The sequence below is a fragment of the Methylobacterium amylolyticum genome (assembly GCF_030700245.1).
Classification (GTDB): domain Bacteria; phylum Pseudomonadota; class Alphaproteobacteria; order Rhizobiales; family Beijerinckiaceae; genus Methylobacterium.
Genome location: NZ_JAUYZI010000002.1, coordinates 248,409 through 271,818 on the forward strand (window position 1 = coordinate 248,409; position 23,410 = coordinate 271,818).

22 protein-coding genes are annotated in these 23,410 nt (G+C 73.2%); 7 read left to right on the top strand and 15 right to left on the bottom strand.

The annotated features are described in order from the left end of the window. Positions 1-23 precede the first annotated feature (23 nt). Both Q8W71_RS02910 and Q8W71_RS02915 read right to left on the bottom strand, forming a co-directional pair. Positions 24-1,631: a DHA2 family efflux MFS transporter permease subunit gene (locus Q8W71_RS02910; protein WP_305523803.1), complete on the bottom strand. Its 1,608-nt coding sequence runs from the start codon at positions 1,629-1,631 to the stop codon at positions 24-26. A gap of 3 nt (positions 1,632-1,634) precedes the next feature. Next, entirely contained in the window at positions 1,635-2,900 is a 1,266-nt protein-coding gene (locus tag Q8W71_RS02915; RefSeq protein WP_305523804.1) for an HlyD family secretion protein, read from the bottom strand. Between the two features lie 224 nt (positions 2,901-3,124). Here Q8W71_RS02915 and Q8W71_RS02920 point away from each other — a divergent pair, with 224 nt between their 5' ends. Then, positions 3,125-3,772: an HdeD family acid-resistance protein gene (locus tag Q8W71_RS02920; protein ID WP_305523805.1), complete on the top strand. Its 648-nt coding sequence runs from the start codon at positions 3,125-3,127 to the stop codon at positions 3,770-3,772. Positions 3,773-3,855: 83 nt separating this feature from the next. Further along, on the top strand, positions 3,856-6,369 hold the full coding sequence (locus Q8W71_RS02925; RefSeq protein ID WP_305523860.1) for a PBP1A family penicillin-binding protein: 2,514 nt from the start codon (positions 3,856-3,858) through the stop codon (positions 6,367-6,369). Positions 6,370-6,698: 329 nt separating this feature from the next. Here the strand turns inward: Q8W71_RS02925 and Q8W71_RS02930 are convergent, their stop codons facing one another. After that, a complete protein-coding gene (locus Q8W71_RS02930; protein ID WP_305523806.1) occupies positions 6,699-7,121 on the bottom strand; it encodes a DUF1810 domain-containing protein in 423 nt (140 codons plus the stop codon). Positions 7,122-7,613: 492 nt separating this feature from the next. On the opposite strand from Q8W71_RS02930, the gene Q8W71_RS02935 reads away from it, so the two are divergent. From Q8W71_RS02935 to pcaD, 4 genes are all read left to right on the top strand, one after another. Continuing rightward, positions 7,614-8,018 (top strand): hypothetical protein, encoded by a 405-nt coding sequence (locus Q8W71_RS02935; protein WP_305523807.1) that lies wholly within the window; start codon positions 7,614-7,616, stop codon positions 8,016-8,018. 71 nt (positions 8,019-8,089) lie between these two features. Further along, positions 8,090-8,383 (top strand): muconolactone Delta-isomerase, encoded by a 294-nt coding sequence (gene catC, locus Q8W71_RS02940; protein ID WP_305523808.1) that lies wholly within the window; start codon positions 8,090-8,092, stop codon positions 8,381-8,383. 10 nt (positions 8,384-8,393) lie between these two features. Beyond that, positions 8,394-8,693 (top strand): YciI family protein, encoded by a 300-nt coding sequence (locus tag Q8W71_RS02945; protein ID WP_305523809.1) that lies wholly within the window; start codon positions 8,394-8,396, stop codon positions 8,691-8,693. Between the two features lie 20 nt (positions 8,694-8,713). Beyond that, positions 8,714-9,502 carry a 3-oxoadipate enol-lactonase gene (gene pcaD, locus Q8W71_RS02950; protein WP_305523810.1) on the top strand — a complete coding sequence of 263 codons (789 nt, stop codon included), beginning with the start codon at positions 8,714-8,716 and terminating at the stop codon, positions 9,500-9,502. Positions 9,503-9,525: 23 nt separating this feature from the next. On the opposite strand, the gene Q8W71_RS02955 is transcribed toward pcaD, so the two are convergent. The 9 genes from Q8W71_RS02955 to Q8W71_RS02995 form a co-directional block, all read right to left on the bottom strand. Then, positions 9,526-9,849, bottom strand: a complete 324-nt coding sequence (locus Q8W71_RS02955) for a hypothetical protein (RefSeq protein WP_305523811.1) — start codon at positions 9,847-9,849, stop codon at positions 9,526-9,528. Between the two features lie 268 nt (positions 9,850-10,117). Further along, the gene (locus Q8W71_RS02960; protein ID WP_305523812.1) at positions 10,118-10,531 is read right to left on the bottom strand and encodes an EF-hand domain-containing protein; all 414 of its coding nucleotides are present in this window, start codon (positions 10,529-10,531) and stop codon (positions 10,118-10,120) included. Positions 10,532-10,677: 146 nt separating this feature from the next. After that, entirely contained in the window at positions 10,678-10,920 is a 243-nt protein-coding gene (locus Q8W71_RS02965; RefSeq protein WP_305523813.1) for a hypothetical protein, read from the bottom strand. Between the two features lie 357 nt (positions 10,921-11,277). Then, positions 11,278-12,339, bottom strand: coding sequence for an MBL fold metallo-hydrolase (locus Q8W71_RS02970; RefSeq protein WP_305523814.1), 1,062 nt, complete (start codon positions 12,337-12,339; stop codon positions 11,278-11,280). Between the two features lie 66 nt (positions 12,340-12,405). Further along, on the bottom strand, positions 12,406-12,645 hold the full coding sequence (locus tag Q8W71_RS02975; RefSeq protein WP_305523816.1) for a DUF6894 family protein: 240 nt from the start codon (positions 12,643-12,645) through the stop codon (positions 12,406-12,408). 304 nt (positions 12,646-12,949) lie between these two features. Continuing rightward, complete coding sequence (locus Q8W71_RS02980; RefSeq protein WP_305523861.1) at positions 12,950-13,975, bottom strand: aromatic ring-hydroxylating oxygenase subunit alpha; 1,026 nt, start codon at positions 13,973-13,975, stop codon at positions 12,950-12,952. Between the two features lie 606 nt (positions 13,976-14,581). Beyond that, entirely contained in the window at positions 14,582-15,256 is a 675-nt protein-coding gene (locus tag Q8W71_RS02985; RefSeq protein WP_305523817.1) for a haloacid dehalogenase type II, read from the bottom strand. A gap of 180 nt (positions 15,257-15,436) precedes the next feature. Next, positions 15,437-16,963 (bottom strand): murein biosynthesis integral membrane protein MurJ, encoded by a 1,527-nt coding sequence (gene murJ, locus Q8W71_RS02990; RefSeq protein WP_305523818.1) that lies wholly within the window; start codon positions 16,961-16,963, stop codon positions 15,437-15,439. A gap of 346 nt (positions 16,964-17,309) precedes the next feature. Beyond that, the gene (locus tag Q8W71_RS02995; RefSeq protein WP_305523819.1) at positions 17,310-17,909 is read right to left on the bottom strand and encodes a superoxide dismutase; all 600 of its coding nucleotides are present in this window, start codon (positions 17,907-17,909) and stop codon (positions 17,310-17,312) included. Between the two features lie 208 nt (positions 17,910-18,117). On the opposite strand from Q8W71_RS02995, the gene Q8W71_RS03000 reads away from it, so the two are divergent. Beyond that, positions 18,118-19,050 carry a hypothetical protein gene (locus Q8W71_RS03000; RefSeq protein ID WP_305523820.1) on the top strand — a complete coding sequence of 311 codons (933 nt, stop codon included), beginning with the start codon at positions 18,118-18,120 and terminating at the stop codon, positions 19,048-19,050. Between the two features lie 27 nt (positions 19,051-19,077). Here Q8W71_RS03000 and Q8W71_RS03005 read toward each other — a convergent pair whose 3' ends face one another. From Q8W71_RS03005 to metK, 3 genes are all read right to left on the bottom strand, one after another. Continuing rightward, a complete protein-coding gene (locus tag Q8W71_RS03005) occupies positions 19,078-20,784 on the bottom strand; it encodes a sensor histidine kinase (RefSeq protein ID WP_305523822.1) in 1,707 nt (568 codons plus the stop codon). 136 nt (positions 20,785-20,920) lie between these two features. After that, entirely contained in the window at positions 20,921-21,655 is a 735-nt protein-coding gene (trmB, locus tag Q8W71_RS03010) for a tRNA (guanine(46)-N(7))-methyltransferase TrmB (RefSeq protein ID WP_305523823.1), read from the bottom strand. A 452-nt stretch (positions 21,656-22,107) separates the two neighbouring features. Beyond that, on the bottom strand, positions 22,108-23,286 hold the full coding sequence (metK, locus tag Q8W71_RS03015; protein ID WP_305523825.1) for a methionine adenosyltransferase: 1,179 nt from the start codon (positions 23,284-23,286) through the stop codon (positions 22,108-22,110). Positions 23,287-23,410 lie beyond the last annotated feature (124 nt).

The following is a 23,410-nucleotide window of genomic DNA, read 5'->3' on the forward strand; positions in this document are numbered from 1 at the left end:
CGAGAGGGACCGCCGCGCCGGGGTCAGTGGGCCGCGGGCGGCTCGCCGCCGAGCTTGACGCTCTTCAGGCTCAGCGCCAGCGGGACCGCGCAGGCGGTCAGCAGCGCGAGCACCCAGAACACGTCGATATAGGCCCAGTAGGCGACCTGGGTCTGGAGCACGCTGCCGATCCAGGCGACCGCCTGGTTCTGCGCCTCGACGCCGGCGTAGCCGTGCTCCGAGAAGTAGCGCGTCGCCTGCTGCAGGGTCTCCTGGTAGGCGGGCTCGGCCGGGTTGAGGCTCTCGACCAGCCGGCTCTGGTGGAACTGGCTGCGGTAGGCCAGCATGTTCTGGGCGAGCGACACGCCCATCGAGCCGCCGACGTTGCGGGCCACGTTGATCAGGGCCGAGGCCTGATCCGTCTGGTCCTTGCGGATGCCGACGTAGGACGCCGCGGTGATCGACAGGAAGATCAGCGGCAGCCCGGCGCCCATGTAGATCCGCGACCACGCGAAGAACGAGAAGGTGGTCGTGCCGTCGAGCCGGGTCAGGTTGTAGAGCCCCAGCGCGACGATCGTCGCGCCGGCCGCGATCATCCATTTCGGCTGGATGTAGGCCGAGAGCCGGCCGGCCGTGAACATCATCAGGACCGTGACGACCCCGCCCGGCCCGAGCACGAGGCCCGACAGGGTGGCGGTGTAGCCGTAATATTCCTGCGTGATCTGCGGGATGAACTGCGTGGTCGAGATCAGGATCGCGCCGGTGAACAGCATCACCAGGAAGCACGAGCCGAACTGGCGCTGGCCGAGCAAGCGGATGTCGAGGATCGCGTCCTTCTTGGTGAGCAGCCACGGGATCATCGCGCAGAAGGCGAGCGCGCAGACCAGCCCTGAGACGTTCATCAGGGTCGAGGTGCCGAACCAGTCCTTGCGCTGCCCCTCGTCGAGGACGATTTCCAACGCCCCGAGGAAGGTCGCCACCAGCGCGAAGCCGACCACGTCGAACCGCGCGCCCTTGCGCCGCAGCGCCCGGCGCTCCGCCTTGGCCGCCGCGCTGTCCTCGATCAGCCAGTACATCAGCCCGAGCGAGATCACGCCGATCGGACCGTTGATCAGGAAGCACCAGTGCCAGGAGGCGTTGTCGGCGAGCCAGCCGCCGAGCACCGGCCCGATCGCCGGCGCGAAGACCACCGCGACGCCGTAGAGGGCGAAGGCTTGGCCCCGCTTCTCCGGAGGGAAGGAATCGGCGAGGATCGACTGGGCGAGCGGCGCCATGCCGCCGCCGCCGAGTCCCTGGACGATGCGGAAGAACAGCAGCGATTCGAGGCTCCAGGCGAAGCCGCAGGCGATCGAGGCGGCGGTGAACACCGCCACCGACGCCATGAAGAACGCCTTGCGGCCGTAGCGCTTGGCCAGGAAGCTCGACGCGGTGAGCGTGATCGCGTTGGCGACGAGGTAGGTGGTGGACACCCAGGCCGACTCGTCGGGCCCGACCGCGAGGCCGCCCGCGATGTAGCGCAGCGCCACGTTGGCGATGGTGGTGTCGAGCACCTCCATGAACGTGGCGAGCGCCACCACGAGCGCGACCAGCCAGGGGTTGTGGCCCCCGGGTGCCTGCGCCGCTCCAGTTTGGCCCGCTCCAGCCTTGGCCACGGCTCAGCGCACCGTGACGGTGGGCACCACCGACATGCCCGGCCCGATCGACACGTCGGCGGGCCAGTCCGTCACGACGATCTTCACGGGGATGCGCTGCGTCACCTTCACGTAGTTGCCGGTGGCGTTCTGCGCCGGCAGCAGGCTGAAGGCGGTGCCGGAGCCCGGCTGCACCGAGGCGACGGTGCCGCGGATCTTGCGGCCCGGGTAGGCGTCGATCTCGACGTCGACCGGCTGGCCCGGCCGCATGTCGGTGATCTGCGTCTCCTTGAAGTTGGCCGTCACCCAGATGTCGTCGGGCACGAAGATCGCCAGGGTCTGGCCGGGCTGGGCGTAGGCGCCGATGCCGCCGGTGAGCCGCACCACCCGGCCCGCCTGCGCGGCGGCGATCGTGGTGTAGCCGAGGTTCAGCTCGGCCTGCTCGGCCTGCGCCCGGTCGCGGGCGATCTGCGCCTGGGTGGAGGCCTTCTGCGCCTCCAGGGCGCCGATCTGCTTCTGCGCCGCCACGACGCCGGCCTGGGCGCTCTGGAACGCGGCCTGACGCTGCTGGAGGGTCGAGGTCGCCGATTGCGACTGCTGGACCGAGCCGGCGCCGCGCTGGGCGAGGTCCTTGTAGCGGGCGGCGTCCTCCTGGGCGAATCGCAGGGCGGCCTGGGCGGTGTCGACCTGGGCCTTGGACGCGTCGATGTTGGCGTACTGCGCCTGGATCTGGGCGTCGACGTTCTTGATCGCCGCCTCGTCGGCCTCGATCTGCGCCCGGGCCTGGTCGAGGGCGATCTCGTAGTCGCGCTTGAAGATCTGGAAGAGCACCTGCCCCGCGGCGACGTGCTGGTTGTCGGTCACCGGCACGTCGACGAGGTAGCCGCCGACCTTGGGCTGGATCGAGATGCTGCGCGCGGCCACGAAGGCGTCGTCCGTGCGCTCGTAGGGGTGCAGGTAGACCAGCCAGTAGAAGAACACCGCGACGCCGAGCGCCACGACCGCGAGGCCGCCGAGCAGGAACGCGACGGGGTGGCGCCGCAGGACGTTCGGGCGGTCCGCGTCCGCCTCCGGCTCGTCCGCTCGGGCCTGCGCGGCGCCGCCTTCCGTCCCGCCCGCCTCCGCGCCGTCGTCCGGGCGCGCGTCCCGCTTGCGCGCGGCGGGACGACCGATCTCCAGCACATCGCGCTCCGGGCGATCAAGCTCCGGGCGGTCGCGCTCGGGCCTCCCGCCCGTCGGGGCGTCCGGCCGCGCCTCGGGATCGGCAGCCTGCCGCTGGTCGTCGAGCATGGGATTGCCGCAGTCGAAGGACGTGCGCCGGCCGCGTGGGGCGCGGCCGGGCTACGCGTGGTGCCCGCCTCGGCCACAAAAGCCGGCCGATCCGCCAAAGTTCCGTCGCGGCGGGGATCGCGCTAGGAACGGGGGCCGTACTGCCGCGCTTCGCGGCGATTCGGGTCCGGACGCGCCCGCCGGCCCCCGGAACGGACGATCCCGGGCGACGAGGTCCCGTGTCCATGACCAGCACCCAAGCGCCCGGCCCCCAGGGCCCGACGCCCGGCCCCGGCACCACGCCCTCCGGCGTGCCCCTCGTCGGGATGGCGCGCCTCGACGCGATGAGCGCCGCGCTGGCCCGCAACTGGTGGCTCGTCGTCCTGCGCGGGGTGCTCGGCATCCTGTTCGGCATTCTCGCCTTCGCGGCGCCCGCCGCCTTCGTGCTGTCGCTGGTGCTGTTCTTCGCCGCCTACATGCTGGTCGACGGGGTGTTCACGGTGATCGCGGCGATCCGCGCCGCCCAGCGGCACGAGCGCTGGGGCTTCCTGCTGCTCGAAGGGATCGTCGACATCGTCGTCGGCGTCGCCGCGGTGCTGGTGCCGACCGCCGCGGTCTGGGCCTTCGTCCTGCTGCTGGCGACCTGGGCGCTGGTCACCGGCGGGCTGATGATCGCGGCGGCCTTCCGCCTGCACCTGCATTACGGCCGCTGGTGGCTCGTCCTCGGCGGGGTGGTCTCGATCCTGTTCGGGCTCGCGCTGCTGATCAATCCCGGCATGTCGGCCCTCGTGCTGACGTGGTGGATCGGGAGCTACGCCTTCGCCTTCGGCGTGCTGCTGCTGATCCTGGGCTTCCAGCTCCGCGGACGCCACGGCGCGGCCCCGCGCCTGTAACCCGCGCGCCGTAGCCCGGGCGGACCGGTCCGGGCTAGAACGGCGCGTCGACCGGCGCCGCCGGTTCCGGGACAGGGATGACGATGACAGGCGACGCGCCGGAGCGCGCCCCGGCCGGCGGACAGGGCCCGGATCCCGGCGCGGCGCCCGACACGCGGGCGGCCGCCCGGGCGGTCCTGGGCGCGGCCGCCCTCCTCGCCCGCCAGCTCGGGGTGCTGCTCGCCGGCCTCGGGCTCGGCGCGGTCCGCCTCGGTCGGAGCGGGCTCGCCGGGGCCCGCGCGCGGCTGCGCCGGGCGGCGCCCGCAACTGGGGCCACGCCCGAAGCCACGACTGCGGCCATGAGTGCGGCCACGACCGGGGCCACGCCTGGGTCCGCGCCGGATCCGGCCCGGCCGCGCGCCCGGCGGTTCGGGCGCCGCCCGGCCCTCGTCGCGGGCGCGGCGCTGCTGCTGCCGCTCCTGCTGCTCGGGATCTACGTGCTCGCGGCGCTCGTCACCCTGCCGCCGCTCGGCAGCGCCGCCGTCGACACCGGCCAGCGGGCGCTCACCGTGGAGGCCGACGACGGGCGCCCCTTCGCCACCCGCGGCAGCTATCGCGGGCAGCGGCTGACGGGGGCCGACCTGCCGCCCCACCTCGCCCAGGCGATCGTCGCCATCGAGGACCGGCGCTTCTACAGCCACTGGGGGATCGACCTGCGCGGGCTCGCCCGGGCGGCGTGGCGCAACGCGCTGGGCGGCGGCGTGCGCGAGGGCGGCTCGACCATCACCCAGCAATACGTCCGCCTGATCGCCCTCAACCAGGAGAAGACGCTCTGGCGCAAGACGCAGGAGGCGCTGCTGGCCCTGCGCGTCGAGGCGACGATGAGCAAGGACGAGATCCTGCTCGGCTACCTCGACGCCGCCTATTTCGGGGCCGGCGCCTACGGGGCGGACGCGGCGGCGCGGCGCTACTTCGGCAAGCCCGCCAAGGCGCTGACCCTGCCGGAGGCGGCGATGCTGGCCGGCCTCGTCCGCGCCCCCTCGCAGCTCGCGCCGACGCGCAACCTCGGCGGCGCCAAGGAGCGGGCCGACGTGGTGCTCCAGGCGATGGTCGAGACCGGGGCCATCACCCAGGCGGAGGCCGACGCGGCGCGCCGGGAGAGCGTCCGCCTGCGCACGCCCCCCGAGACGCCGCCGGGCACCAACTACTTCCTCGACATGATCGCGGGGGACGTGAAGCGGCTCGCCGGCACGGACGGCGACATGACGGTGCGCACGACCCTCAACCTCGACCTCCAGAGCCTCGCCGAGGGCGTGGTCGCCCGCCGCCTCGACAAGGACGGGGCCCGCCGCAAGGTCGGGCAGGCGGCGATGGTGGTGCTGTCGAAGGAGGGCGCGATCCTCGCAATGGTCGGCGGCCGCGACTACGAGGACAGCCAGTTCAACCGCGCCACCCAGGCCAAGCGCCAGCCGGGCTCGCTGTTCAAGATGCTGGCCTACCTCACCGCCTACGAGCGGGGGATGACGCCCGAGACGACCTTCGTCGACCGCCCGGTGCGGATCGGCGACTGGGAGCCCGAGAACGACGACGGCCGCTACCGCGGGTCGGTCCCGCTGCGCACCGCCTTCGCCCTGTCGATCAACACCGTGGCCGCCCAGATCGGCCAGGAGGTCGGCATCCCCGCGGTGATCGCCACCGCCAGGAAACTCGGGATCCAGTCCGAGCTGCCGAACGTGCCGAGTCTCGTCCTCGGCTCGGGGGCGGTGAGCCTCCTGGAGATCACCCGCGCCTTCGGCTCGGTGCTGGCGGGGCGCGCGCCGCTCCAGACCTACGCGATCCACGCGATCCGGGGCGGGGCGCCGCAGCCCCTCTACGCGCGCCCGGAGCCGCCGGCCGGCCCCAGCCTCGCCGCCGAGCCCCGCGCGATGATGCTCGACTCGCTCCAGGCGGTGGTCGAGTCCGGCACCGGCCGGGCGGCGCGGGTGCCGGGCCAGATCGTCGGCGGCAAGACCGGCACCAGCCAGGATTTTCGCGATGCGTGGTTCGTCGGGGTGACCCCGGAGATGACCGTCGGCGTCTGGGTCGGCAACGACGACGACAGCCCGATGAGCCGGATGTTCGGCGGCGAGATGCCGGCCGGCATCGTCCACGACTTCATCCAGCGCGCGAGCGCCCAGCTCGCCAAGGGGCGGCCGCGCCCCTCCGCCGCCCGGGGCGAACCGGCGCCCGCCGCAAGCCCGCAGGCCCCCGTCAGCACGCAGACCCCCGCCGCGCAGACCTCCGCCGCGCAGGCCCCCGACCCGGCGGCGGCCGAGGCGCGCGGCGTGCCGTCGGTGGTCGATACCGGCACGCTGAGCTTCCGCGGCCGCGTCGTGCGGCTGCTCGGCGTCGACGGCCAGGGCGGACACCTCGCCCGCCAGCTCGCCCGCTACCTGCGCCGCCGCGAGGTGGTCTGCACCCCCGAGGGCGCCGCCGCGCGCTGCCGGATCGAGGGCGAGGATCTCGCCGCCTTGATCCTGGCGGCCGGCGGCGCCCGCGCCGCCGAGGACGCGCCCGCCGACCTGCTGGCCGCCGAGGAGCAGGCCCGGGCCGAGCGCGTCGGCCTGTGGGGGCGGTGACGGTTCTGAAGCCGCTTTTGCAGAAAGTGGTCGCCGGTTCGACGCAACCTGCGATCCGTCGAGAACCCAAGCGGGCGAAGCATGGGCGGGCCCACAGGACACGGCACTTCGGTGTTTAGCCCGGCACTCCCAACCAACCCCCTCATCCTGAGGTGCCCGCGAGAGCGGGCCTCGAAGGAGCCCTCCAGGGATCGCGCGGCCGGCTGGAGGCCTCCTTCGAGGCCCCTTGCCCCTGCAAGGGGCACCTCAGGATGAGGTGAGAGGATGGGAGAGATCAGCAGGCCGTCGCCCATCATGTACTGTCGTGTGGCGTGCCAACGCGAACCTGATTAGCCGAGCTTGGCGAGCGTCAGCGGGTCGGGCTCTCCGCCAAAGTATCTGTCGAGCGCGGCCGCGAAGGCCGGCTCCTCCGGCGCGGCCCGGCCGAACAGGGTCATGCTGGAGCGGAACTTCACGTCGTCGGGGGCGCCGAAGATCGCGCGCGCCGAGCGGCCCTCCACCGCGTTCACCGCCGCCGTGCAGGCCAGGAGCCGCGGCCCGAGCACGGGGTGGCCGAGATAGGCCCGCGCCTCGTCGAGGGAGGCGATGGCGTAGCAGCGCGCCGTCGGGCTCGCGCCGAGCCCGGAGATCTGGGGGAACACGAACCACATCCAGTGGCTGCGCTTCTCCCCAGCCCGCAATTCGGCCAGCGCCCGCTCGTAGGTGCCGGCCTGCGCCTCGACGAAGCGCCGCAAGTCGTGCGGATCCTCCACGGCGTCCTCCCGCCGATGCCGGCCGCCGGGCCGGACTCCTCGGTGACTCAAGCGCGGGCCGGTCCTGTCGTATCCGCGCCGTCTAAGCGTGGGCCCCGGCAGGGCGGGAGCCGGCCTTCCACGGCGCCCCCGCCCGCACAGCCTGGACATTCCCATATCGCCTGCGGGACAGAGCGTCGAACCGTGACGCGGTTCCCCTCCCCCTTGTGGGGAGGGGTTAGGGGTGGGGGTGGCGCAGGATCGAGCGGTCCGGTCCCTCCTGAACCACCCCAACCTCCGGCTCCTCCCCACAAGGGGGAGGAGAGGCGGATCTCGGGCAAGCCCGAGGTCCGTGGGGAGGAGAGGCGGATCTCGGGCAAGCCCGAGGTCCGTGGGGAGGAGAGGCGGATCTCGGGCAAGCCCGAGGTCCGTGGGGAGGAGAAGCCCGGCGGTCACCGTTCGCGGGATAGATGCGCGAATCCCCCAGGCCCACACAGCAAGGCCCGACACCCCATGATCGGCGCGTTCGTCTCCTGGATCGTCGCGTGGATGGTCGTCCACCCGGCAACGAGCCACGCCCTGACGGCAATCCCCGAGACCGTCGGCCTCGCGGTGGCGATGCGGGCGCTGCGCGGACCGCGCCCGGAGGCGACCGCCGCGCTCGTCGTCTCGACCTACTATTACGGCCGCGAGGCGGGCCAGCGCGAGCACGACATCCGGCACGCCGGCTGGGACGCGGTGCAGGCCCATCTCGGCGCCGAGTTCCTGTACGGCTGGTCCCTGCCGAACCTCCAGCAATGGGTCGCGCCGACCTGCGCCGCCTGGACGGTCGCCCTCCTCCTGATCCTCGCCCGCCGCGCCGGCACCCGGGCCGGGGGCGCCGTCCGTGCGTCCGCAGGCGGGCCGCCCGGGGGCTGACGGGCGGGAGAACCGGTGTAGGATCCCCGCGGCGCCCGGCCCATCGGCGGCGGGCCGCGGAGGCCGGCCCCATGCTGTTCCACGTCCAGATGACCGTGAACCTCCCGCACGACCTCGACCCGGCCCGGGCCGAGCGGCTGAAGGCCGAGGAGCGGGCCCGCGCCCTCGACCTGCAGCGGGCGGGCACGTGGCGCCACCTCTGGCGGGTGGCCGGCGCCTACGCCAACGTCTCGATCTTCGACGTGGAGGGGCCGGAGGAGCTGCACGCCATCCTCTCCGGCCTGCCGCTGTTCCCGTTCATGGACGTGCGGGTGCAGGCCCTGTGCACCCACCCCTCCTCCCTCGAAGCGGCCGGCGACCGATAGCGAGCCCGCGATGCCCTACATCATCGAGACGTTCGACAAGCCCGACCATCAGGCGATGCGCCAATCGTTGCGGGCCGAGCACCTCGCCTTCCTGGCCGAGCACGCCGGCCGGCTGCTCGCCTGCGGCGCCAAGCTGAACGACGACGGCGGCGACCGGGGCGGCGGCCTCTACATCGTCGATACCGAGGACCGGGCCGAGGCGGAGGCGCTGATCGCCGCCGACCCGTTCGCGCGGGCCGGCCTGTTCGAGCGGGTGCTCGTCACCCGCTGGCGCAAGGCGTATCTCGGCGGCACCTGCTACCTGCCCTGACGACTTGTCCTGAGGGTCCCATGCCGCAGATCCGCGTCGGCGACGTCGACCTCCGCTACGAGCTGGCCGGGCCGGAGGGCGCCCCGGTCGTCGCCTTCTCGAACTCGCTCGGGGCCACGCTGGAGATGTGGGACGCGCTGCTGCCCGCCCTCGGCGGCGGCTACCGCGCCCTGCGCTACGACACCCGCGGCCACGGCGGCTCGGCGACCCGCGACGCCCCCGCCGAGATCGCCGACCTCGCCGGCGACCTCGCGGGCCTGCTCGACGCGCTCGGCATCGGCCGGGCGCACCTCGTCGGCCTGTCGCTCGGCGGCATGACGGTGCAGGCGCTGGCGAGCGCCGATCCGGGCCGGCCGCTCAGCGCCACCCTGATGGCCACCGCCGCGCACCTGCCGAGCGCGGAGACCTGGAACGAGCGCGCCGCGACCGTGCGGGCTCAGGGGCCCGGCGCCCTGGTCGAGGCGACGCTCGGGCGCTGGTTCACGCCGGGCTTCGCGCAGCGGTCGACCGAGGCGGTGGCGGCCGTGCGCGCGCGCTTCCTCGCCTGCGACGCGGCCGGCTACGCGGTCTGCTGCGGGGCGATCGGGCGCATGGACCTGCGCCCGGCCCTGTCGGCGATCACGGCGCCGACCCTGGTGATCGCCGGCCGCGACGACCCTTCGACGCCCCCGGCCATGGCCGAGGCGCTCTGCGCCGGCATCCCGCATGCCGAGCTGGTCGTGCTGCCGCGGGCGGCGCACCTGCTCGCCGTGGAGCGGGCGGAGGCGGCCGGGGCCTACCTGCGCGCCTTCCTCGACCGGCACGCCTGAGCGCCCGGCCGGGGCGGACCCGGTCAGTGGCAGACGAGGCCGGCCTCGGCGGGCGTCATCCCCCGGGCGAGGCGCCGGCCCACGTGGAACAGTGCCTTCTCGATCAGGGTGATGGTCAGCGGGTCGCCGTCCTGCTTGGCGAAGCTATAGGCGTGGATCAGGCCGTCGCCGATCTCGTCCAGGAGTTCCGGGGAGGCGAGGCCGAGTTCCGGCGCGGGCGCGGCATCGGCGCAGCGGTCGAGGATCGCCTGCGTCGCCTCGATGGCCCGACGCGTCTCGTCGACGACGGTGCGCATCTCAGCGACCAGTTCCGGCGTCGCGTCCGTGTCGGGTTTTTCGCTGTGCATCGTGGACCCCTCTCACCGGCGAGATTGCATCCACAGGTTGCGGTTCGTCAACAGTCACACGACGACGGGTAGCAAGATCCGATCTGCATTGCAGAAAGGCCGCACTCGCCCTCGGGATGCCACTCCGAGGCGCCTCTTCGGGGACCGACCGGACAGTCGAAACCTCGACCCGTGCCGGGGCGCTCGCGACCTCGTGATGCGCGCGCGAGCCCCCGCGGATCGCTCCGCGGGGGCTGGCAGGACGATGGGCGGAGGACCGCCCGAAGGATCACTTGATCAGGGCGAGGAGCGCCTTGCCGGCCTTGGAGTTCAGCTCCTTGGCGTCGAGGGTGCCGTCGTTGTCCGGATCCGCCGCCTTGAAGCGCTCGGCCACCGCGGCGAGGTACTCCTTCTTGTCGATGGTGCCGTCGTTGTCCGGGTCGGCCTGCTTGAGGCCGGCGGCGCTGAGGCGGCCCTTCAGCTCCTTCCGGTCCAGGGTGCCGTCCGAGTCCTTCTCGAGCCGGTCGAAGGTCGCCGAGGCCACCGCCTGCACTTCCTTCAGGTCGACGGTGCCGTCGTTGTCGGTGTCGATCATCTTCACGGCGCCGGCGCCGCTCATCGGCTTGGCCATGGCGGCGGGCGCTGCGAGACCGGCGACCGCCAGGGTCACCGCCGCGAAACCACTGAGAAACCGAAGGGTCATTGCCACTTTCTCCCGAAATTGCTTCGCGATCCTCCTAGTCTCGGAACCGTCATTGCGCAAGCGCGAAAAGGCCCGGGCTGCCCCGCGCAAACGAAAGGGGCCGGCGGATGCCGGCCCCTCGGATGGTCGCGGTCGGTTCGGCCGGCTCAGTAGCCGTTGCCGCGGCGGTAGACCGGACGGTCGTCCTCGAACCGCTGGCGGCGGTAGTAGCGGTCCTCCGCATCGCGGTCGCGGCGGTACTCCTCGCGCCGGAAATCGCGCTCGCGCTCGCCGCGGGAGCGCAGGTCGATGCTGGGGCCGCCCGGGCCGACGTCGATCCGCTGGGCAGAGGCCGGCACGACGCCGACGAGCGAGGCGGCCAGGACGGCACCGGCGAGCAAGGTCTTCATGAGAACGTCCCTCATCAGGTTGCGAGCTTGGGTGGCCAACACGGTCGCGTGATGATCGTTCCCTGATTCGCTGCCGCCCCGATTCCAGTATCGGCGGGGCCGCCGCATCCTCTGCGCACCCGAGGACTGTGCGAAGTCCGTTCCGGCGGCCGCTCGGATGGTGCGGAACCCTCCGCGGGATCGGGCGAGGGTTCCGCTTGGCGCGCCTCGGCACCCGTCCTGCGCTCGCACGCTGCGCGAGCGCCGTGAGCGGACATGGACGCGTCCCCGGCGGATCGGACCGGCGACGGGATCGGGCACCGCCGCACCTGGCACGGCATCTTGCATGCAGCGTGCCTGAGCCCGGGAGGCGGCCGCTCAGCCCTCCCAGACCTGACCCGGGCGCAGCGCCAGGAACCGCTCCGGCGGGATCCCGGCTTCGGCCAAGGCCGCGGCCAGCGCCTCGACCGGCCGCTCGATCCCCTCGTCGGTGAGCTGGAAGGTGCCCCAGTGGTGGCCCAGCGCCTGCACGGCGCCGAGAAGCGCAAAGATCTCCACCGCCTCGGCCGGGTTCACGTGCTGGGGCTGCATGAACCAGCGCGGCTCGTAGGCGCCGATCGGCAGGGTCGCGAGCCGGGGCGCGCCGAAGCGGGCGCGCAGGTCCCGGAACAGCGCCCCGTCGCCGAGCCCGGTATCGCCGACATGGTAGTGCAGCCCCTGGGGCGAGGTGATCGCGTAGGCGCACCACAGGGCCATGCGCCGGTCGTTCAGGCCCCGGGCCGACCAGTGGTTGGCGGGGGTGAGGTGGACGGAGACGCCGCCGCCGAGATCCACCGTGCCGCCCCAGTCGCGGGTCTCGACGTGCATCGTGTCGTCGTAGCCGCGCAGGATCGCGTCGTTGCCGAGCGGCGCCACGACGAGGGGCTGGTGCGCCTGCCAGATGCGGGCGAGGCTCGGCCCGTCGAGATGGTCGTAGTGGTTGTGGGTGATCAGCACGGCGTCGATCGGCGGCAGGTCGGCGAACGCCAGGCCCGGCGGGTTGACGCGCTTCGGCCCGGCGAAGCGCAGCGGGCTCGCCCGGGTGGCGAAGACCGGATCGATCAGGATGTTGCGGCCGGCGACCTGCACGAGGTAGCTCGCGTGGCCGATCAGCACGACGCGCAGGGACGCCACCCGCTCCGGCGGCCTGTCGGGCGGGAACGGGCTCGGGACGTGCTTCGGCCACGGCTCGCGGCGGCGCTGGGCCTGCCAGCGCAGCACCTCCGGCAGGCCCCGGTCGGTCGGGTGGCCCGGCACGAAGAAGCGCACGCCGTCGAAATGGTCGGATTGCGGCCCGCCGTAATAGGGGTTCGACGTGCGCCGGTGCGCGGCGTAGCCGACGCCGCCGAGGGTCATCACCGTGGCCGCGCTGGCGACCGTGAGCAGGCTGCGCCGTTTCATGGCCGGGGAGATGGCCGGCCGGCGCCGCCGGTCAAGCGCGGCGGAAGGCCCCGAGCCTCCCGGCCCTCAGGCGTCCACCATCTCCGCCGCCAGCGACAGCCGCGCCCGGTAGACCACCTTGCCGACCCCGTCGCGCACGCAGGCGACGTAGTCCTGGCGCTCCACGTCCGGCAGCATGTCGCGGGCGATGGCCGACATGATCCGCGTCACCTTGGCCCGGGCCGCGGGGAGGTCCGGCAGGTCGAAGCCGACCTCGTCGCGGATGGGCTGGGACCCGTCGTGGAGGTCGATGAAGAAGCGGGGCATGGGCGGCGTCTGGGCTGGGGCGGTCCTCTCAGAGGACTACGTAGGACATGGTTAACGAGTCCTTAGGATCGGGCCTGCCTGGGCACGTCCCCCATATCCTGTCAGGGGTGATCCGACGCTCTCGGAATCCTCCCGTCGTTCCGGGGCTCGCCGCAGGCGAGAGCCCGGAACCCAGACCCGCCGGGGGATCGGGATGAGGCGGGCCGGTTCATCGGCTCGAGGAGTCGCTGCGGCTCTGGATTCCGGGCTCCGCTCCGCGGCCCCGGAATGACGGCGCGGGTTCGGCAAGCCTGCGACCCCGCCGTCACGACCGCCAGCGCAGCTCCCGCCGCTCCAGCGGGTTGGCGAAGGGGCGCCCGGCGCGGGCCGCCTCCAGGGCCTCGCGCTTCAGCCGGAAATACCATTGCCCGGGCAGGTCGCCCTGGCCGAACAGCACCATGGTCGGCTTGCGGTCGAGGCCGGCCTGGGCGTGCTGGAGCACCTGCTGGTCCTGCGCGAGGAACTGGCGCATCAGCGGCCGGGCGAGCGGCTTCAGGAGGTTGAGCGCCGGGCTGCTCCAGTAGAGGGCGTTGGTCAGCATCGTCCGGTTCGGCCCGAGCGGCGTGGCGAAGGTGTAGTTCGCCACCCGGCGCGCCCCCGCGCGGATCCGCTCCAGCCGGGCGCCCGGCAGGCGGAACTCGATCTCGACCTCGGGCGTGCCGCCGAGCAGGCGGTAGACGGGCGAACTCTTCGTGGTGCCGTGGCTCGCCATGGTGAAGCCGTGCGCCACCGGCTCGAAGGTCTTCACCTTCTCCCGCAGGCCCTTGGAGGGGCGGAACCACCAGGAATCGTGGACGAAGGCGACGTGGCCCGGATCGACGAGGCTGAGCGTCGTCAGGTCGAAGGAGGCGGCGACCTCCAGCTCGACGACGACGGAGCCGGCGGGTTCGAAATCGAGGGCCGGCACCGCGGGCACGTCGCCGCCGGAGGGGCCGAGATGCGGGTTCACCCACAGGAAGCCGGCGCTCTCCCGGATGGGAAACGGCTGGACGCGGATGCGCGAGAAGTCCGCTGCGTCGTGCTCGGACAGCGTCGGCACGTCGCGGCAGCGCCCGTCGGACGAGAACCGCCAGCCGTGGAACGGGCACATCAGCGTGTCGCCGTCGAAGGGCCCGCGCGACAGGGCCATGCCCCGGTGCGGGCAGCGGTCGCGCAGGGCGAACGGCGCGCCCTGCGCGTCGCGCCCGAGCACGATCTGCTCGCCGTTCAGCGCCACCGGGCGCAGGCATCGCCCCGCGAGGCCGCGGGCCTGGCCGACGCAGTACCACGCGTCGGCGAGCGGCTGGCGCATGGCCTCGGGGTCGAGGGCGGCCTCGTCGGCGGCGCGGGGCGCGGGCGTGATCGGGGCGTTCACGGGATCTCGGACAGGGGCTCGGTGCCGGCCCTCATACCCCGCCCCGGCCCGCCCGCGGAAGCGCGGACGGATGGCCGCAGGCCCCCCACCTTCACAAGCCGGATCCGACCCCCTAGCTTCGGGTCTCCCGCAACCAACGAAAGGAGGTGATCCAGTGTCTCATTGTCATCAGCCGCGCGCTTCGGCTTCCCGGACCTGGACCGTCGCCTCCGGCGCTTCCCTCTAGGACGCGTCAGAGACCCGATCTCGGGACAGTTCCGCCGGATCTCGCGGTTCGGCAATGGAAGGGCCACCCTCACGGGTGGCCCTTCGGCGTTTCATACGGCTTCCGGCGGATGGGTTCGGGATCGACCCTCTCCGTCCTTGTGCGCGGAGCGATCCAGGCGCGCCACGGTCTGCGAGCGCGCGCTGCCCGGGGTCGCTTCGCCTGCGGCTGGCGATGACGGCGCAGGCCAGGATCACCGGACGGTTCACCCGGACACGCTATCAGACCCGGTTTCCGTCCGCCCCTAAGCTCTGCAGCCCCCCGTCGTCCCGCCCGCGTCAGATCAGATCGTCGAGGGAGGCGATCACCGCGGCCGGGGGCAGGTCCGGGTACTCGTCCGGCAGGCCCTTGCGGTTCACCCAGACGGGGCGGAGCCCGAAGGCGCGGGCGCCGGCGATGTCCCAGCGGTTCGAGGAGCAGAACAGCACCGCCTCCGCCGGCACGCCGAGCCGGTCGAGGGCGATCCGGTAGGCGCGCGGGTGCGTCTTGAACACCTCGGCCGCGTCCACGGAGAGCGCGGCGTCGAGATGGTCGGCGAGCCCCGCCGAGGCCACCGCCCGCTCGACCATCGCCCGGTTGCCGTTGGTGAGGATCGCCGTGCGGATGCCGCGCGCCCGCAGGCGCGCCAGCGCGCCGGGCACCTCGGGGTAGGCGTCGAGATCGCGGTAGGCGTCGAGGAGTCTGTCGCGCAAGGCGCGGTCGACCGCCGGGTGCCGGGCCAGGGCGTAGTCGAGGGCCTGCTCGGTCAGGTCCCAGAACGGCCGGTAGCGGCCCATCAGGCTGAGCGTCCAACTGTATTCCAGTTGCTTGGTCCGCCAGACCTCGGAGAGGGCGGCGGCGTCCGGCCCGACCGCGTCGGCGTGGCGCGCCACGGCGGCATTCACGTCGAACAGCGTGCCGTAGGCGTCGAACACGGCGGCCTGCACGCCCGCCAGCAGGTCTTCTCCGGACATCCCGCGCTCCCTCCGCTTCGACCCCTTACGTGGAACCGGGCACGCCCCCGGCGAGCACCGCGCAAGATAACGGGTTTCGAAAGGGCGCGCCCTTTCGCGGGTGCGGGCGGAGCCCGCGAACCTGTCAGGGTTTCACCCTGACGACCCACCAAAGGGCGCGGCCCTTCGGCAACCCGGACTTCACGCCCGGCGCAGGCGCAGGCCGAACAGGTGGAGCAGGCCCGCGAGCAGGCCGCCGTAGACGGCGGCGCCGGCGATCCCGAGGAGCGCCAGCACCGCGATCTCGCGGCCGTGGGGGAGCGCGGGCACCAGCGCCTCGGCCAGCGGCTGCCCGTAGACGGCGACGGCGGCGAGCGCGACGCACGAGAGGCCGACGCCGAGCACCGTCAGCCCGAGGGTGCGCCCCGGCCGCGTCCAGCCGCGGCGCCGGGCGAGGAGAACGAGGAGCGCCAGGTTCACCCACTGGCTCACCGCGGTGGCCAGCGCGAGCCCGGTGACGCCGTAGGGCCCGGTGAGCCAGAGCTTGAGCGCGACGTTGACGAGAATCGCGGTCAGCGACGCCCAGAGCGGCGTCTTCGTGTCCTGCCGGGCGTAGAAGCTCGCCACCGCGCTGCGCACCAGCACCACGGCGGGCAGCGCCAGCCCGTAGGCGGCGAGCACCGATGCGGCGCGGGCGGCATCCTCGGCGCTGAAGGCGCCGCGCTGGAACAGGGCGGCCATGATCAGGCCGGGGATCGTCAGGAAGGCGACCGTGAACGGGGCCGAGAGCGCCAGCGAGAAGCCCGCCGCCCGGTTCTGCGCGGCGTGGGCACCCGCGACGTCGCCCGCGGCGATGCGCCGGCTCATCTCGGGCAGCAGCACCGTGCCCGCGGCGATGGCGATGACCCCGAACGGGAGCTGGTAGAGCCGGTCGGCGTAGTACAGGGCCGAGACCGCGCCGGTCGGCAGCCAGCTCGCGATGATCGTGTCGGCGAACGCCGCGATCTGGAAGCCGGCCGAGCCGACCACCGCCGGGCCGAGCACGGTGAAGAACCGCTTCAGGGGCGGGTCGAGCCGGGGCACGGCGAGGTCCGGCATCACGCCGGCCCGGCGGCAGCCCCACCACAGCAGCCCGAACTGGAGCAGGCCGGAGACGGCCACGCCCCAGGCGGCGGCGTAGGCGGCGTTCGGGAACAGGAAGGCGACGGCCAGCGCCGCCAGCATCGCGAGGTTCAGGAGCACCGGGGCGCCGGCCGCCACCGCGAAGCGGCGGTGGGCGTTCAGCACCCCCGACAGCAGCGTCACCAGCGTCATGAACAGCAGGTAGGGGAAGGTGATGCGCGTGAGCGCCACCGCGAGCTGGAAGCGCTCGCCGTCCTCGGCGAAGCCCGGCGCCAGGGCATGCACCACCCAGGGCATCAGCGGCAGCGCCACGTTCAGCAGCACGAGCTGCACGATCAGCATCAGCGTGAACACGCGGTCCGCGAAACGCTGCGCCGCCCCGGCCTCGCCGGCCTCCGCGAGCCCGGCATAGGCCGGCACGAAGGCGGTGTTGAAGGCGCCCTCGCCGAAGATCGCGCGGAAGTGGTTCGGCAGGCGGAAGGCGACGACGAAGGCGTCGGCCATCGGCCCCGCGCCCATCACCGCGGCCATCACCACATCGCGGGCGAAGCCGGTGACGCGCGAGACCAGGGTCCAGCCGCCGACCGAGAGGATGGAGCGGATCATTTTTTGGGGGGGATCGCGCGACGGACGCTCTCCCTCTCCCCTTTGCGGGAGAGGGTGGCCCGCGAAGCGGGTCGGGTGAGGGGAGCGCCGGTGCCGGAAAAGTCGCGGCGGGCGACGACCCCTGAACCGTCGCGCTGCCCCTCTCCCGACCCCTGCTGACGCAAAGGGCGCCCATTGGGCCACCCTCCCCCGCAGAGGGGGGAGGGTAGGCCAGTGATGGATGTCGCGATCGGAATGGCCGCGTCCCGCTTCCCGCCGGGTCGACCCGGCGGGGCGCATCAAGAGCCGGTTTCGGCCCGCATCTCAAGGCCCGGCGCACGCGCGCCGGACCCGAAGGCGCACATGCTCAGCGCGTCGCCTCGCCGTACATCTGCTCCACGTGCTCCCAGTTCACGAGGTTCTCGATGAACGCCTTGAGGTAGTCGGGCCGGCGGTTGCGGTAGTCGATGTAGTAGGAGTGCTCCCACACGTCGACGCCGAGGATCGGCTTGGCGCCGTGCACCAGCGGGTTCTCGCCGTTCGGGGTCTTCAGGATCGCGAGCTTGCCGTCCTTGACCGCGAGCCACGCCCAGCCGGAGCCGAACTGCCCGACGCCGGCCTGGATGAAGTCGGCCTTGAACTTCTCCGCGCCGCCGAGATCCTCGTCGATCTTCTTGGCGAGCGTGCCGGGGATGGCGCCGCCGCCGTTCGGCTTCATCCACTGCCAGAAGTGGATGTGGTTGTAGTGCTGGCCGGCGTTGTTGAACAGCGCCTGATTGGTGTTGTAGCTCGCCTTGACGATCTCCTCGACGCTCTTGCCGGCGAGGTCGGTGCCTTCGAGCAGCTTGTTGCCGGTGTCGACGTAGGCCTTGTGGTGCTTGTCGTGGTGGAACTCCAGGGTTTCCTTCGACATGTACGGCCCGAGCGCGTCGTAGGCGTAGGGCAGTTCCGGCAGGGTGAAGGTCATCGCGTCTGTCTCCGTCTGGCCGGGGGCGAGGCCGCTCGGCGGGGATCGCCCCCGGCGGGGGCCTCCCGGTCAACGGGCGGGTAGGTAAGTCGGTGCCCCCGGGTCGGCAACGCCGGGGCCCGCGCTCCGTTTTGCAAAACGGCGGCAGGGCCTTACTGTGCCGCGCGCGAAGAGGCCGGGCATCCGCCGGCCCGTGTCAGAGAGTCTCATGATCGCTGCGCTGTTCGCGCTCGCCGCCGCCATGGTCATCGGCGGCGCCGCCGCCGTGGTTCAGGGCTTCCCCTACGTGCGGCTGGAGAGCGGCCTGGCGATGGTGATCGGGGGATCGGTCGCCGCCTCCTCCGGCACGGTGCTGCTCGGGCTGGGCGTCGTCGCCCTGGGGCTGCGGCGGGTCGAGCGCGCGGCGCGGGCGCTGACGGCCTCCGCCCCCGCGCCCCTCCCGGTTCCGCTGCCGGCGCCCGCCGCCGAGGGCCGCCCGCGCCTGGCCCCGGTGCTGCCGCCGGTGCCGTCGTTCCTGGCCAACCCCGCGGCCGAGCCGCCGGCCGAGGGCGCGCGGACGCGGATCGAGCCCGTCCTCGGCGCGAGCGATCCGGAGAGCGCCCCGGAGAGCGCCCCGGAGGCCGTCCCGGCCGTCACCGTGCCCCCCTTCGCGCCCCCCGCCGCGGAGCCCGAGCTGCCGATGCCGGGCCTCGACCCGGCGGCCGAACACCGGCCGCAGCCGGAGCCCGACGCGCGGCCGGTCCCCGGGATCGCGCCCGAGGACGACCTGTTCGCCGCGCCGGAAGCCCCGGCGGCCCAGGAGCGGGCGCAGGAGCGGCTGCCGCTCGCGGCGGTCGAGCGCGCGGACGTCGGGCGCCAGGACGTCGGGCGCCAGGACATCGAGCGCCAGGACATCGAGCGCCCGGACGAGGCGCCGGCCCTGCGCACCAGCCTCGACGCGCCGGAGCCCGAGCCGGCCCCCGAGGCGGCCCCGGAGCGCACCGTGGTCGGCCGCTACAGCTCGGGCGGCAACACCTACGTGATGTACGCCGACGGCGCGATCGAGGCGGACACGCCGCGCGGCCGCTTCACCTTCGCGTCGCTCGAGGAGCTGAAGGCCTTCGTCGAGGGCGGCGGCGAGGGCGCCCGCGGGGCGGCCTGAGTCCCGTCGGCTTTCACCTGCCCGGCCTCAGGCCAGCGGGTTGAGGCTGGCGTCGCGGGCCGGCAGCGGCGCCCGCATCGTCAGGGAGAACCCGTCGGGGGCGTAGTCGGTCGCGACCTCCGCCTGCACCTGGGTGATCAGCACCCGTTGCAGCAGGCGCGAGCCGAAGCCCTGGCGCCGGGGCGGCTGCACCGGCGGTCCTCCGGACTCGCGCCACGAGAAGCGCAGGGTCCCGGCCGGCCCCCCGGATTCCAGCGACCACGCCACCGCCACGCGCCCCACCCGGTTCGACAGTGCCCCGTACTTGGCCGCGTTGGTGGTCAATTCGTGGATCGCCATGCCGATCGGCACCGCGACCTCCGAGGGCAGGTCGATCGGCGGCCCGTCGAGGGCGATGCGCCCGTCGGCGCCTCCCCCCGCGTCGACCTCGGCGTAGGGGCTGAGTTCGTTGACCAGCAGGCCGGTGAGCGAGGCCGTCTGCCACGTGGCCTCGGTCAGCACCGAGTGGGTGTGGGCGAGCGACTTGATGCGCCCGACGAACGCCTCGTAGAAGCTCTCGATGTCGGTCGCGGTCCGCGCGGTCGAGCCGACGATGGCCTGCACCGTGGCGAGCGTGTTCTTCACCCGGTGGTGCAGCTCGCGGATCAGCAGCGTCTGCCGCTCCTCGGTGATCCGCCGGTCGGTCACGTCGGCCACCACGCCGATCAGGCGGCGCGGCAGGCGGTCCGGGGCGTCGCGCTCGAAGCGGCCGGCCATGTCGATCGTGCGCCACGCCCCGTCGCTCTTGCGCCGGATGCGCCCGGCGATCTCCAGCGGCCGGTCCTCGCGCAGGGCCGCCGAGATCGCCTTGCGCACCGCGGCCCGGTCGTCGGGGTGGAGGATGTCGTTCAGGAACTCGTTCTTGCCGATGGTCCCGTCCTCGGGGGCGTGCCCGAAGATCTCGTACATCCGCTCGTTCTCCCAGAGCGCCTGGTCGTCGAGCATGTGCCACTCGAACACCCCGAGCTTGGCGAGCTTGGTGGCGGCGCGCAGGCGGTGGTCGCGGGCGGCGATCTCGTCGCGGGCCACCACCCGGGTGGTGATGTCCTGCACCACGCCGACCATGCCGGCGGGGGCGCCGTCCGGTCCCGGCGCGGCCTGCCCGCGCACCCGCACGATCGCGGTGCGCTCGCCCACCACCACCGGCGTGTCGAAGCTGTAGGGCTGGCCCAGCGCGATCGCCTCGCGCACGCGCTGGGCGACCCGCTCGGCCTCGATCAGGCTCGGCCGCAGGGCCGCCCAGGTCACGGTGCGGCCCGCGGGGCGGCCGAGGATCTGCGCGGCCCGGCGCGACAGGGTGAGGAGCCCGCTCGCCCGGTCCCAGCGCCACTCGCCGAGCCCGGCGGCCGCCAGCGCCTCGCGGTTCGCCTCGGAATGGGCCGCCGCGTCGGCGTCCACCGCCTCGACCGCGAGGGTCGTCCCGGAGCGGCGCACGCGCACGTCGAGGGCGCCGCCGTCGGCGCAGCGCCATGTCTGGATGCCCGCCTGCACGGCGCCCGCCTCCGCGCCGGCCAGCTCCGCGACCGGCCGCCCGGCCAGCGCTCCGTCCGGCCAGCCGAGGAGCGCGTGGAGGGCCCGGTTGCCGGCCGCGAGCCGGGTGCCGTCCGCCGTCAGGACGGCGAGCGCGACCGGGGCGTCGTCGAAGGCGGCGCGGCGCGGGTCGTCCACCGGATCCTGGTCAGCCCTCTCGTCCAATCGCACAATCCTCGGACGCGACGCGCGCGCAGCCCTCAATCACCGGAGGCCGCGGGCGCGGCAGGATGGCGCCCGAGCGTGGCCGTTGCAAGACGGCGGAGCCGGGACGGTGCGCCGCGGGGGCGCCATCCCCCGCTCAGCGCGGCCGGCGGGCGAATTCGAGGTAGGTGGGCCGGCGCCCGGCCGCCACCGCCTTGGCCTCGTAGCGCGTGCCGGGCCAGCCCGGGAAGGGCTGCGTCCAGTCCCGCGCGGTCCGCGCGGTCCAGCGCAGGGTCGGGCAGCGGAGGGCGCGCGCCAGCGTCCAGCCGGCGTAGTCGTCGATGTCGCTGGCGAACCGGAACAGGCCGCCGTCGGCCAGGACCCGGGCGATCTCGCCGAGCGCGGCGTCCGACACGAAGCGGCGCTTGCGCTGGCGCCGCTTGGGCCAGGGGTCGGGGTAGAGCAGGTAGACCCGCTCCAGGCAGGCGTCGGGCAGCCGCGCCAGCAGGGCGGTCACGTCCTCGTCGCGCACCCGGACGTTGCACAGGCCGCGGGCATCGACCTCGGCCAGGAACTTCGCCACGCCGTTGACGAACGGCTCGGCCCCGATGAACCCGACCTCGGGATGCGCGGCGGCCTGCGCGGCGAGGTGCTCGCCGCCGCCGAACCCGATCTCCAGCCAGATCTCTTTCGGACCTTCTCCGAGGTCGGGGAACAGCGTGCGGGGGTCGAGGGCATCGTCGCCCGGCGGCAGGGTGATCCGCAGCCGCGGCAGCATCTCGGCGAGGCGTTGCTCCTGGAGGCCGCGCAGCCGCTTGCCCTTGCGCCGGCCGAAGAAGGCGCGCTCGGGCGCCTCGCCCTCGGGCCCGGGATGTTCGCTCGTGGAGGACATGGAACGCAGGCCAGGGCATCATCCCGAAAGGTGGTCACCGGCTTTCGGAAAAGATGATGCGAAGACAAAGGGCCAGCGCATCGTCCTGGATCCGATATCCAGGACGATGCGCTAGGAACGCGGAATGACCGATGCGCCGTCCGGCGGAAAAGCCGCGTCGCCGAAGAGGCCGCGCCCGGCACGGCCCCGTCTCCCTCCCCCACGGAAGAGGGAGGGAGAACAGGCGCAAAGGATACGCCTCAACCTCGAAGCCGGGCGCTCAGACGGCATCCGGCTGAAGGGTTCGGGATCGACGCTCTCCGTCCTTGCGAGCGGAGCGAAGCGATCTAGGGGCGCCACCGTCTCAAACCGCGCGCTGCCCTGGGTCGCTTCGCCTGCGGCTCGCGATGACGGCGCGGGCCCGGATCACCGAACGGTTCACCCGGAAGCGGTATCAGGAGTCTGAAACAGCCTCAGGCGAGGGCCGACTTCAGCTTGCCCGCGAGGTCGGTGCGCTCCCAGGAGAAGCCGCCGTCGGCCTCCGGCGCCCGGCCGAAATGGCCGTAGGCGGAGGTGCGGGCGTAGATCGGCTTGTTCAGGCCGAGCGCCGTGCGGATGCCGCGGGGCGACAGGTCGAGGGCGTCCATCAGGACCGTCTCCAGCCGCTGCTCGTCGACCTGACCGGTGCCGTGCAGGTCGACGTAGATCGACAGCGGCTTCGACACGCCGATCGCGTAGGCGAGCTGGATCGTCGCCCGCGCGGCGAGGCCGGCCGCCACCACGTTCTTGGCGAGGTAGCGCGCCGCGTAGGCGGCCGAGCGGTCGACCTTGGTCGGATCCTTGCCGGAGAAGGCGCCGCCGCCGTGCGGGGCCGCGCCGCCGTAGGTGTCGACGATGATCTTGCGGCCGGTGAGGCCGCAATCGCCGTCGGGGCCGCCGATCACGAACTTGCCGGTCGGGTTGACGTGCCAGACGGTGCCCTCGTTGATCCAGCCCTCGGGCAGGGCGTTGCGGATGTAGGGCTCGACGATGGCGCGCACGTCGGCCGAGTCGAGGGACTCGTCGAGGTGCTGGGTCGAGAGCACGATCTGCGTCGCCTCGACGGGCTTGCCGCCCTCGTAGCGCACCGTGACCTGGCTCTTGGCGTCGGGGCCGAGCTTGGCGGCGTCGCCCTGCCGGGCCTTGCGGGCGTCGGCGAGGTCCTTGAGGATCTTGTGGGCGTAGAACAGCGGCGCCGGCATCAGCTCCGGGGTCTCGTCGGCGGCGTAGCCGAACATGATGCCCTGGTCGCCCGCGCCCTCGTCCTTGTTGCCCGCCGCGTCCACGCCCTGCGCGATGTCGGCCGACTGCGCGTGCAGGTGGATGGCGATGTCGTTGTTCTTCCAGTGGAAGCCGTCCTGCTCGTAGCCGATGTCGCGCACGGCCTCGCGGGTCAGCTCTTCCAGGTCCTTGAAGGTCACGGAATCGGGGCCGCGCACCTCGCCGGCGATGACGATGCGGTTCGTGGTGGTGAGCGTCTCGACGCCCAGGCGCGCCTCCGGCATCGCCGCGAGGTAGGCGTCGACGACGGTGTCGGAAATGCGGTCGCTCACCTTGTCGGGATGGCCCTCGGAGACCGACTCGCTGGTGAACAGGTAGTTGGAACGCGGCATCCTGGCCCCCGGGGCGCACGGGCACGTCCGCGAGAGGCGCGGCGTTCGACCCGGTTATCGGCGCGGGGTTGTCGCACCGGCCCCTGGGAGGGTCAAGATGAATGGACGAACGGATCCGCTAAAA

Coding starts and splice junctions, on each gene's coding strand:
- Q8W71_RS02965 (WP_305523813.1), bottom strand. CDS start 10,920: ATGAAGACCTTGCTCGCCGGTGCCGTCCTGGCCGCCTCGCTCGTCGGC.
- catC (WP_305523808.1), top strand. CDS start 8,090: ATGCTGTTCCACGTCCAGATGACCGTGAACCTCCCGCACGACCTCGAC.
- Q8W71_RS02955 (WP_305523811.1), bottom strand. CDS start 9,849: ATGCACAGCGAAAAACCCGACACGGACGCGACGCCGGAACTGGTCGCT.
- Q8W71_RS03000 (WP_305523820.1), top strand. CDS start 18,118: ATGATCGCTGCGCTGTTCGCGCTCGCCGCCGCCATGGTCATCGGCGGC.
- Q8W71_RS02945 (WP_305523809.1), top strand. CDS start 8,394: ATGCCCTACATCATCGAGACGTTCGACAAGCCCGACCATCAGGCGATG.
- Q8W71_RS02985 (WP_305523817.1), bottom strand. CDS start 15,256: ATGTCCGGAGAAGACCTGCTGGCGGGCGTGCAGGCCGCCGTGTTCGAC.
- Q8W71_RS02925 (WP_305523860.1), top strand. CDS start 3,856: ATGACAGGCGACGCGCCGGAGCGCGCCCCGGCCGGCGGACAGGGCCCG.
- metK (WP_305523825.1), bottom strand. CDS start 23,286: ATGCCGCGTTCCAACTACCTGTTCACCAGCGAGTCGGTCTCCGAGGGC.
- Q8W71_RS02935 (WP_305523807.1), top strand. CDS start 7,614: ATGATCGGCGCGTTCGTCTCCTGGATCGTCGCGTGGATGGTCGTCCAC.
- Q8W71_RS02960 (WP_305523812.1), bottom strand. CDS start 10,531: ATGACCCTTCGGTTTCTCAGTGGTTTCGCGGCGGTGACCCTGGCGGTC.
- Q8W71_RS02970 (WP_305523814.1), bottom strand. CDS start 12,339: ATGAAACGGCGCAGCCTGCTCACGGTCGCCAGCGCGGCCACGGTGATG.
- pcaD (WP_305523810.1), top strand. CDS start 8,714: ATGCCGCAGATCCGCGTCGGCGACGTCGACCTCCGCTACGAGCTGGCC.
- Q8W71_RS02920 (WP_305523805.1), top strand. CDS start 3,125: ATGACCAGCACCCAAGCGCCCGGCCCCCAGGGCCCGACGCCCGGCCCC.
- Q8W71_RS02980 (WP_305523861.1), bottom strand. CDS start 13,975: ATGCGCCAGCCGCTCGCCGACGCGTGGTACTGCGTCGGCCAGGCCCGC.
- trmB (WP_305523823.1), bottom strand. CDS start 21,655: ATGTCCTCCACGAGCGAACATCCCGGGCCCGAGGGCGAGGCGCCCGAG.
- murJ (WP_305523818.1), bottom strand. CDS start 16,963: ATGATCCGCTCCATCCTCTCGGTCGGCGGCTGGACCCTGGTCTCGCGC.
- Q8W71_RS02995 (WP_305523819.1), bottom strand. CDS start 17,909: ATGACCTTCACCCTGCCGGAACTGCCCTACGCCTACGACGCGCTCGGG.
- Q8W71_RS02975 (WP_305523816.1), bottom strand. CDS start 12,645: ATGCCCCGCTTCTTCATCGACCTCCACGACGGGTCCCAGCCCATCCGC.
- Q8W71_RS02915 (WP_305523804.1), bottom strand. CDS start 2,900: ATGCTCGACGACCAGCGGCAGGCTGCCGATCCCGAGGCGCGGCCGGAC.